At 71.6% G+C, this 3,024-nt stretch carries 3 protein-coding genes and 1 pseudogene; all 4 read right to left on the reverse strand.

Going from position 1 to position 3,024, the window contains the following annotated elements:
- A pseudogene (locus AC08ON_RS03660) lies at positions 1-281 on the reverse strand (glycosyltransferase); the annotation flags it as partial.
- A 10-nt stretch (positions 282-291) separates the two neighbouring features.
- Positions 292-1,245 carry an alpha/beta fold hydrolase gene (locus AC08ON_RS03665; RefSeq protein WP_476606427.1) on the reverse strand — a complete coding sequence of 318 codons (954 nt, stop codon included), beginning with the start codon at positions 1,243-1,245 and terminating at the stop codon, positions 292-294.
- A gap of 6 nt (positions 1,246-1,251) precedes the next feature.
- The gene (locus AC08ON_RS03670; protein ID WP_476606428.1) at positions 1,252-1,632 is read right to left on the reverse strand and encodes an acyl carrier protein; all 381 of its coding nucleotides are present in this window, start codon (positions 1,630-1,632) and stop codon (positions 1,252-1,254) included.
- Positions 1,632-3,024, reverse strand: a 1,393-nt coding sequence (locus AC08ON_RS03675; RefSeq protein WP_476616450.1) for a 4'-phosphopantetheinyl transferase superfamily protein, incomplete at its 5' end; no start/stop codon positions are given. The genes AC08ON_RS03675 and AC08ON_RS03670, both read right to left, overlap by 1 nt.

Genomic DNA, 3,024 nt, shown 5'->3' on the forward strand with positions numbered 1-3,024 from the left:
ATCATCGAGCCGAGCGGGAGCAGGAAGTCCTCCCACAGGAACTTCAGCGACGCCGGCCCCCGCAGCGCCCGAGACGCGTCCTGGATCCGGGACCACTTCTCGCCCAGGCCCGCCTCGGGTAACGCCAGCAGGGGCAGCTCCGGCGGGATCAACGATCCGATGACGCCCGCGTACCCGGCGAACGCCACCTCGTGACCACGGGCGGCCAGCTCGGCGGCGACCCCGACCGCCGGGTTGACATGCCCGGTCAGGGGCGGCACCACGAACAGCGCGCGGCTCATCAGACTCTCCTCACGCCCCTCGCCCTTCACGCCCCTCGCCGGCCGCAACTGCCGCGTCGGCCGAGATCGGGGCCGGCCGGCGCTCGGCGTTGAGATCGGGCGGCGGCACCCGCTGCGTCACCCAGTCCGGGGTGGCGAAGCGCCGGCCGTTCGCGCGCACGTAGGGCGGCGGCGGCGTCTGGCGGCGGAACAACCACCACCGCATCAGGTCCCGCAGGTAGTGCGCGGCCTCCCGCAGCACCATGTGCGTGTGGTGCTCCAGGACGATCAGGGTGCACTCGGGCACCAGCGCGGCCAGGCCCGCAGCCTGCCCGATGATGTCGGAGTTCTCCCCGTACACCGCGAGCACCGGGACGTTCAGCGCGGCCAGCGCCTCGGTGGAGAACGGCGGAGTCGCCAGCATGTCGGTGGCGATCGTCGTCTCCTGCAGCAGCCGCTGCGCGGCCCGGGTGGCGCGGCTGGCCACGCGTCCGGCGCCGTTGTCCAACCACTCCTGGACCTCCTCGTCGGTCATCGCGACGAGGATCTGGGTCAGCGATCGGGCCATCTCCTCGCCGAGACCCTCGATCAGGAACGGCGGCTCGATCAGCGTCAGGCTCGCCACCCGGGAGGTGAACTCCAGCCCGAAAGCCAGCGCCATCGTGGCGCCGTAACTGTTACCCACCAGGTGCACCGGGCGATCCACCCCGAGCTCGTCGAGCAGCCCGAGCAGATCGGCCATCGAGTCCGCCAGCTCGTAGCCGCTGCGGGTCCGCTCGCTGCGCCCGTGGCCGCGCAGGTCGTAGCAGATGACGTCGCAGCCGGCATCGGCGAGGCAGTTGCCCAGCGTGAAGTAGAAGCTGGAGATGTTGTCCATCACCATGCCGTGCACCATCACGACGACCGGCGAGTCCGTGGACGCTCCGCCCCTGGGCGCCAGTCGCTGCACGTGCAGCCGGATCCCGTTCGCGATGATCTCAGCCACGGGCCTTCAGGCCGATCCCGCCGGCGCCAGCGTCGGGAGGCTGTCGACGATGAAGCGGACGACCTCGCCGACCCGCATGTTGATCACCTGGTCGACGTCCATGTCGGCAAGGAGGCCGACGAAGTCCACCGCCTCGCCGTAGCACCCACGCAGCCGGTCGGCCAGCGCCACGAACTCGATGCTCTCCAGCTCGAGATCCTGATTGAACGAGGTGGCCATCGTGATCTCCATGTCCACGACGTACTCCTCCCCGATCACCTCCCGCAGGAGCTCCGTGACCTCACCGAGGATCCGGGCCTCGGCCTCGGCCCGCGTGACGGCGTCGGTGCGGTCGTCCGGATCCGGGCCGGGAGAACCCTGCCTCGTCGTGCTCGGCGCAGACATCATCAACACTCCTTCTGGCTCTGGAGACCATGCGCCTCGACCTCGGGGGAGGTCCAGGCGACTACATAACTGACGGTAGCGATATCGACTCTTCCGGTGGAGGCGTCATCGCCCACAGCGTCCTGACGCCGCGACGGCGATACCCCGCCCTCGCGGGGCGCCGGGCCGGTCGGTTCCGGCTGAATCCGGCCGGCGGCGTCCACCGTACGCAAGGCCACCCACCGGGTCCGTTCCGGCACCGACCCGTCGGGACCATCCCCGTAGACGGTGACCCGGACCAGGTCAGGCGGGGTGCCCCCCACCGGGGAGGACGCGAGCCCATCCCTTCCCGGGGAATGGGCCTTCCCCGGGAAGGGATGGGGGCCGTCCACGACGAACCGACGTGGACGGCCGGCGAGGCCCGTTCCGTCGGCCTTCGCCGCCGCTTCCTTCGCCGCCCACAGCCGGGTGAACCACACGGCCCGCCGGTGAGGATCGGTGCCGGCGACCCGGTCGAGCAGGCGCAGTTCGGTGGGCGCCAGGGCCGCCTTCTCGACCCCGGCGGCGCGGGACACGATCCGCTCAAGATCGATGCCAACCTCCCCGTCCGCGGCGACCAAGGCCACGGCGAGCTCCGGCTTGTGGGCGAGCGATACCCCCGGGGGGTCGAGCGCTGGGACACCCGGCCGCGCCGGCAGGGAGGTGATGACCGGGGCACCCACGTCGTCGTTACGGATCCCGACCTCGATCCCCCAGACGGGCCCCGCTCCCCGTTCCCACAGCCATCGCCGGACTGCGTCCTGGGCGGCAATCCGTCCCAACAGCCGGCCGCGTGCCGCCCTGGGGTTGAGCGCGGCGAGCCGGGCACGCTCGGCGGCATCGGCGTAGTGGCGCACGATCAGTTCCCGCGAGGCCGCGTCGGGCCAGCGGTCCACGGCGACCACCCAGCCCTCACCGGAGGGCTGGGCCACCGTGTTCAACTCCGGCGCACGCACCATCGCCCAGAGCACGTCGTCGTTGGCGAACCGGCGGTCGGTCCACCCGGTGATGACCGCCCAGACACGTCCGTCGGCCCGCCGCACCTCCATGTCCGCGGTCACCGTGCGCTCGGCCACCTGCCGGATCCGTACGACGCGGTCCACCAGGTCGCCCTCCACCGGCGCCGGGCCGTGGAACTGCACGTCGGCCAGGGACTGCGGGAGCAGGAGGGAGTCGTCGGACAGATGCTCCATCGCCCAGTAGCCGAAGAGCTGGCCCACGTTGTCGAGCAGGGCGCCAGACGCCGGCGGTACCCGCAGACGCCCCCGGATACCGGTCGGGGCGATCGCCTCGATCCGATGGATGCCCTGGTAGCCGGGACCGTGGAAGAGGAACCGGGCCCCGTAGAGATCCCTGCCACGATGCCGCGGGGGCCGC

The organism is Frankia sp. CoWAU3 (assembly GCF_977971855.1).

Excerpts from the sequence above, each read along its gene's own strand:
- AC08ON_RS03670 (WP_476606428.1), bottom strand. The coding sequence starts at position 1,632 with ATGATGTCTGCGCCGAGCACGACGAGGCAGGGTTCTCCCGGCCCGGAT.